Source organism: Paraburkholderia sp. GAS448 (genome assembly GCF_050435685.1).
In the GTDB taxonomy this organism is placed as follows: Bacteria; Pseudomonadota; Gammaproteobacteria; order Burkholderiales; family Burkholderiaceae; genus Paraburkholderia.
Genome location: NZ_JBNDKT010000048.1, coordinates 37,168 through 43,167, shown reverse-complemented (window position 1 = coordinate 43,167; position 6,000 = coordinate 37,168). Strand labels below are relative to the sequence as shown.

Here is a 6,000-nt window from a genome sequence, read left to right as displayed (position 1 = left end):
CTGCCCCTCCGTACCCATCTCCTGCTCCTCAAACGCTTCCCGGGTTCGCCGCATCCGGCCCCGGGTGGTGGCGCACCTTCTGGTTCGTGTTCCACTGCCGGTGCTCATCTAAATCGGTCCATAGACCTATAATAGGAGTCGTTGGACCTATATGCAAGTAGAGTCTACATAGGTAAAATCCCCAATATGCCGCTGCTTAACGTCGAATCGCGATTGCAAGTTATGAAAAAAGGAAAATAAGATAGGTCTATGGACCTATATATGAAGATGAGCCAAGTCAGGAATTTCGGGGCTTTGTCAACTTGTCGAGACTGAGGCGGAGAGACGGCAGGAAAGCCTATCGCTCAGAATACGTAGGACGGATTTCGGATGACTTCGATGATTTCGCACCATGCAACGAATCGCGTCGCGCCATGCTCGTCGACCGCGCGCCACAACAGATACGGCTCGCCGCGCGGCGTCACGAACATCTCGTCTAAATGCCAGTTGCTGCCCGGCTTCCGCCGCACCGCCTTGGCGCACTGAGCGAATCCAGCGCCGAACTTGTCGCACCAGCAGCGGATTGTTTCGTACGTGACCACGACGCCACGCTCGAGCAACATTTCCTCGATGTCGCGCAGGCTCAGGCTGAACCGAAAGTACCAGCGAGCCGCGCAACTGATTACGACCGAAGGGAAGCGGTGGCCGCGATAAAGCGATTTGGTCTTCTTCATTGCTTCATTCTGCCGCCGCATCGCCGGCAACCTGACAGTGCCCGCTGGTCTGGTGTTCCGGAAGGACGGGGCGGGATAAACGCGGCCGCAGGGTGTTTCGTACCCTTCAGGTAGGCTCTTCCAGTACCAGAATATTCGAATCCATCACCTCATCTCGCAGCGGAATCAGCGCCTGGTACTCGGGAGAACCGTGCCAGGCTTCAATCGCCGCAGCGTCTTTGAATTTCACAATCAAGCAGGAATCAGCGCTGAACCCGCCAACGAGCGATCGGACCTCGCCGCGGCTGACAACGCTTCCCCCGGACGCTCCTAAGGTTGGTGCAGCGGCGGACGAATACTCGGGAATGCGGTTGGCATTCTTTACCTTGGCAAATGCAATCAAATAAGCGGCCATAAAAATCTCCTGTTGGCTAAGGCGTCCACGCCAGTCCACTTTTCCAAAGCGGACTGGCGTGATGATTGTGATGGCTTCGAAGCAGGCTTACTTTTCGAAGAACATGAAGAGCGGATCTTCGTGATAATTGTTCGGCACGTCGGCAGCGCCCGCCTGGCCTTCCGGCGAGGCCATGGCATCGATGGCAGCCTGAGCGCTGTCGAACGTGCCGGTTCTCGACATCCATGAGATCGTCGCCGGCAAGATGGTCGCGCTGGTCACGAGGCGCGCCGCACGCGATCTGTTCGACGCGCAACGGATCATTGCCATGCCGTCTCTCGATTGGGCGAAGATCAAGGCGGCGACCCTGATGATCGGTGCGAGTGCCAAGAGTTTTGATTGGCGCACATGCTCATGTCATTGCTCTGTTGTGGATGATGATCAAGTGGGTAATCCGCTCGCCCCGGAGGCTGAAGTAGAGGCTCAGAATCAGCGGGTCAGGTAGGCCGGTTTTGTCGTAGGTCCCGTCGGTGCGTGCGTGGACGGTGATGTCTCCGTGGCGATCCACGGCCCGCAAGGGCGTGAAGGTGACGCGGTCGCCGAAGATCTCTTTCGCCGCGAAAGCGCGGATCGCCTCGGCTCCAGCGAATTCTCGCTGGACATCATTGACCAAAGCGTCCGGGTCGAAAGTCGCCATCCAGGCATCGATATCGTGGTCGTTGCAGGCGGCAAGGTGCCGAGCGACCGCTGGCGGCAGGTCGTTGGTTATATCGCTGGGCATGGCTGGCTCCATCGAATTTGGGGAGAAACGGGGCGGCTCCGTGGTCACCCCGGCCGGTAGCCCGACCTGAAGGGTCTCTCCTCGGGACCACACTTCAGTGAGGCGAAGGTATCAATTCCTTCGAAGAGGCATTAGCCGTTGAGTTCGAATCCTATCGATCCCGATTGGGAATAGATCAGTCTTCCTCGTCGACGAGCAGCTCGGCCAGAAAGTCATTAAATACGGCGACTTTGCTGGGTTCCGATGGGTAGATGGCTCTTTCCTTTTATTTGTAGAGCCAAGGCTTATAGGCGATCTCGATGTTGTATCCGTCCGGGTCGCCGATGTTTGCCGCGAAGTAGTCGGCACGCCATTCGGGCCGAAGGCTCGGTTCCTTGATTGAAGTAGCTTCCGCGTCTATCGCCGCCTTGTAGCTAGCCCTGACAGCGTCCGCGCTCCTGGCGGTGAATGCGACGTAAAGGTCTTTGGCGACTTCGCCATTCTTCAGCCAGAAACCCGGATCGCTATTGATGGCGAAACCGAGTATGGGAGGTTGACCGAACTTGTAAGGCATGTCGATGCCCAGCGGCTCAAGCACCTTCTTGTAAAATTCGCTCGAGCGATTCAGATCCGAGACGGGGAGGTAAATATGGTCAATCATGGCTTTCCTCTGTTCGTTTCACTGTGAGAGCCCCGATCAGGGCTCTTTAGATCTAGGGGGATTTTCGTGGCGGCTCAGCGGGCGCTGTCGATGATCCAGCCCCCGTCTGGGGTCAGGCTGGACCCCGTGATGTACTGCGAATCCTTGCTGGCGAGGAACAGCACGACCGGCGCGATGTCTTCTTCCGGCGAGCCGTAGCGACCGAGCGGGTTAGCCGGCGGGGGCACATTGGCGTCCAGCCCCCAAGTCTCGGCTATCGGTAGGACGTTGTTCACGGTGATGTTGTCGGCGGCCCACTCGCGCGCGGCGGTTCGAGTCAGCGCACGCACAGCCTCCTTGGCCATGCTGTAGGGGCCGTAACCCAACAGCCCGATGACGCCGGCCATCGAGCCGAAGTTGATGACGCGGCCCGTTCCGCTGGCCTTGAGGTAGCGATAGGCCGCCTGCATAAAGCGCAGATAGGCGATCGGGCCCACATCGAAATTGCGCTGTAGCTGCTCGGCCGACAGGTCGAGGATCGAAGAGTACGGCGCGATCGGATCGTAGGCGTTGTTCACAAGAATGTCGAGGTTGCCGAAAGCTTCCACAGTCTTGTCGATCGCCGCCTTGATCTGATCCGCCTTGCTGATGTCGGCGACTACGCCGATCGCGGTGCCGCCAGCGGCCTTTATGTCCGCGACGACCGCATCAACGTTTGCGGGAGTCAGCGATACGACGGCAACCTTGGCGCCTTCGGCTGCGAACAGCTTCGCTGTCGCGCGACCGATGCCGCGACCGGCGCCCGTGACGATGGCGATTTTGCCGGTGAGTCTACCCATGTTTATCTCCTTTGAGGTTCGAGTTGCTTGATCGGTGTCGTGTCAAAGCGTCGCTGCCTGCACGTCGGGGGACGCGACTTCGCGGGCGACGTTCTGCGTCGCGAAGGATGCAGCCAGAAGGGCGAGAACAATCGCGGCCGGTATCGCGCCTTTATCCGCTCACTCGGTGCGCAGGTTGAAGATATCGCCCAATGTTGATATCTTCAAGTAGGATGAATTTATTGTGGTTAGTATGGAAAACCAGACTATGGCCGACGAAGAACCCAACATGCACGAGGAGATGCGGCGCGCATTCTCGCTCCTCTCGGGCAAGTGGAAGCTGGAAATCTTGTGGCTGCTCAATTCCCGGGTTTATCGCTTCGGGGAGTTGCGTAAGGCGATCCCCGGCATCACCCAACACATGCTGACCGTACAACTGCGGGATCTTGAGGCGGACGGACTGATCTCGCGGACGGTGTTTGCGGAAGTGCCGCTTCGCGTCGAATATGAGATGACGCGGAAGGCCCGCGGGCTCGGTCCCACGATGGAGGCGCTGACCGCCTGGTGGAACGAGTACGGGAAAAGCGTGCCGGCAAAGCCCAACATGCGCGGGCGTAAATCGCGCGGCGGTAAATCCACCTGAAGCAGGCTGGAGGCCGCAGTAGATGTCACCCGCTCACACGATGGCTGGGGCGTTCAGCTTGCATCGGTTCCGCTTAGGGCACCGATGCGGCCGTAGGGCGACGGCTTCCAGCGTGCGGCATTTTGCGTGAAGAAGACACCAGCAGTGCCAGCAGTCCCACCAGCGCCGGAGGAAAGCAGTAATCGCCCGCGTTGAGATGCGCGGATACAGCGAGCAGCAAATGGAAGAACATGCGTAAGCGATCAGGGAACCGCGTGATTGACGTTGGCGCGCTAGCACGAGCAGTACAGAATCGCGCCTCGGTTGCCACGCACGTACCGCAGACGGCACAGGAGGTCCGGCGAACCAAACGATACTTGGACGTCGTGTTATTCGACTTATGGAGATTACGTGACCGGTCGATTTCTGTCGTCAGGTTGAACGCACCGTGCATGTGTCGCGAGCTAGGACATAGAGCCGCCTAATGCTCATTGCGATAAATTTTCACGCCACGGCCCGCAGGTCGAAATCGGGGTGAATAGCATCGTAAGGGACGCAAATCTTGCGGTCCGACGTACGTACTACCAGCCCATGCTTGATCAGGATGCTTACATCTTGGTGCACCCGCTTTACATCGCGGTCCAACTTGCGTGCCAGACTGCGTAGGGTCGTTGGACCTGTCGTTTGCAAGCGCTCAACCAGTTCCCATCGGTTCGCGGTAAGAACGCGAAACAGTGCGGCAGGAGACTCGAATTGCAGCAAATCGCCATCTGACTTGCCGGTCTTCCATGCATTGACGAATCGCTAACCCATTTCTTTTAGTGCCGTTTGTGTATCTCGGCGGATTCGGATCGTTGCCTTTCTCATAGCTGACCTCTGTCAAAATACGTCGACGAGAAAATCCCGGACCAATTACTTGCGGGAGGGTAGGTGGCCCCTTCCAGGCGAGGATTCTGTTTTAGGTCCGGAGCCTCCTCTGGCCGATAGCAGAAGCTTGGTGAATTGGACGCTTCCTCTGCGCCACGCAGGTCAAGTTCCCTTCCGAAAGTTCAGTCGGCGGCAGCTTGTGCGCTAAGTCGCACGCCAAATGCTCCGACAATTTTCATCACCGTTTCAAAGCTCGGAGTGCCGCCGTTGGCGATCGCTTTATATAGCCCCTGGCGCGAGATGTCGGTTTCTTTGGCGAGTTTCGACCTACCTGCTACTCCGGTCGATGCCGAGCAACAGTTGGTAGAGTATTGAGGCGCTGCAGGCCGGTATCAAAGAGTACATTCACTACTACAACCACAAACGCATCAAGCTGAAGTTAAACGGGCTGAGTCCTGTGATGTACAGAACCCAGCCCCCTCGGCCCTGGCCGAAAACTGTCCAACTTTGCGGGGTCAGTTCACTCGGCGGCTTTTTGACCGGCACGGAGTTCGTCAAGCCGTTCGTAATCGTCAGGGTGGCAAGGCGGTACGCAATGCGCAACGGACTGCGAACCGGCGATGGCCCTCCGCGGCCGTAATACGGCGGGAGTACCATGTACGACGTCACCCCGACGGCAATACCCGTACGTCGTATGAAACATCGATCCCTGACAGCGAGCGTCACCTTCGCCGTCATAGTCGTGGTCCTGACTGTGGCGACAGGCGGCTGCGCGTCCAGCACCACCCAGGCGAGACAGCCGCCGCGATGCAATTCGGCACCCAGCGTTTGCGACGTATACTTCGGGCCGTAGCCGATGACAGACGAGGGGCGTTTTTGGCGGTGAGTCCTACGAAAGCGCTACAGACTCCGCGCAGCACTACGCCCGTGGTTGCATCGACCGGTTGAATCCGCAGACTAAACCCGGCCAGTCAGGGAGGGCAACGGTTGCGACCCACTACCAGCATGCGCATTGGGATGTCAGCGCCCCATGATCTGCTGCTATCACCGGGGGAGAGTCTCGTGCTGTGCGTTGACGTGATGCAAGCTGACGTCGGTGAACCAGCATGCGAGAATCACAGTCTGTACTGGGCGTTGTGCGGGGTCGCCCCGAAACCGATGCGACGAAACGACTCCCGGCAAACTGCGGAATGTTCGCGGGCGTAAC

General features: G+C 58.3%; 7 protein-coding genes and 3 pseudogenes. 3 read left to right on the top strand and 7 right to left on the bottom strand.

Annotated elements, in window-relative coordinates; genetic code table 11:
* Nucleotides 1-407: 407 nt before the first annotated feature.
* The 3 genes and pseudogenes from P3T23_RS41900 to P3T23_RS41890 all read right to left on the bottom strand — a co-directional run.
* A pseudogene (locus tag P3T23_RS41900) lies at nucleotides 408-713 on the bottom strand (IS6 family transposase); the annotation flags it as partial.
* Between the two features lie 106 nt (nucleotides 714-819).
* On the bottom strand, nucleotides 820-1,107 hold the full coding sequence (locus tag P3T23_RS41895) for a DUF1330 domain-containing protein (protein ID WP_429321930.1): 288 nt from the start codon (nucleotides 1,105-1,107) through the stop codon (nucleotides 820-822).
* Nucleotides 1,108-1,194: 87 nt separating this feature from the next.
* On the bottom strand, nucleotides 1,195-1,416 hold the full coding sequence (locus P3T23_RS41890) for a hypothetical protein (RefSeq protein WP_429321934.1): 222 nt from the start codon (nucleotides 1,414-1,416) through the stop codon (nucleotides 1,195-1,197).
* Between P3T23_RS41890 and P3T23_RS41885 the strand changes: the two genes are divergently transcribed.
* Nucleotides 1,352-1,591 carry a hypothetical protein gene (locus P3T23_RS41885; RefSeq protein WP_429321933.1) on the top strand — a complete coding sequence of 80 codons (240 nt, stop codon included), beginning with the start codon at nucleotides 1,352-1,354 and terminating at the stop codon, nucleotides 1,589-1,591. The genes P3T23_RS41890 and P3T23_RS41885 overlap by 65 nt on opposite strands.
* Here the strand turns inward: P3T23_RS41885 and P3T23_RS41880 are convergent.
* The 3 genes from P3T23_RS41880 to P3T23_RS41870 form a co-directional block, all read right to left on the bottom strand.
* A complete protein-coding gene (locus P3T23_RS41880) occupies nucleotides 1,499-1,867 on the bottom strand; it encodes a nuclear transport factor 2 family protein (RefSeq protein ID WP_429321929.1) in 369 nt (122 codons plus the stop codon). The genes P3T23_RS41885 and P3T23_RS41880 overlap by 93 nt on opposite strands.
* Before the next feature lie 265 nt (nucleotides 1,868-2,132).
* A complete protein-coding gene (locus P3T23_RS41875; protein WP_429321928.1) occupies nucleotides 2,133-2,507 on the bottom strand; it encodes a VOC family protein in 375 nt (124 codons plus the stop codon).
* Nucleotides 2,508-2,581: 74 nt separating this feature from the next.
* Nucleotides 2,582-3,325, bottom strand: coding sequence for an SDR family NAD(P)-dependent oxidoreductase (locus P3T23_RS41870; protein ID WP_429321927.1), 744 nt, complete (start codon nucleotides 3,323-3,325; stop codon nucleotides 2,582-2,584).
* A 247-nt stretch (nucleotides 3,326-3,572) separates the two neighbouring features.
* Here P3T23_RS41870 and P3T23_RS41865 point away from each other — a divergent pair, with 247 nt between their 5' ends.
* Nucleotides 3,573-3,947, top strand: coding sequence for a winged helix-turn-helix transcriptional regulator (locus P3T23_RS41865; RefSeq protein ID WP_429321926.1), 375 nt, complete (start codon nucleotides 3,573-3,575; stop codon nucleotides 3,945-3,947).
* Nucleotides 3,948-4,975: 1,028 nt separating this feature from the next.
* On the opposite strand, the pseudogene P3T23_RS41860 reads toward P3T23_RS41865, so the two are convergent.
* A pseudogene (locus tag P3T23_RS41860) lies at nucleotides 4,976-5,116 on the bottom strand (DNA-binding protein); the annotation flags it as partial.
* Between the two features lie 47 nt (nucleotides 5,117-5,163).
* Between P3T23_RS41860 and P3T23_RS41855 the strand changes: the two are divergent.
* Nucleotides 5,164-5,271 (top strand): annotated as a pseudogene (locus P3T23_RS41855) (IS3 family transposase); the annotation flags it as partial.
* Nucleotides 5,272-6,000 lie beyond the last annotated feature (729 nt).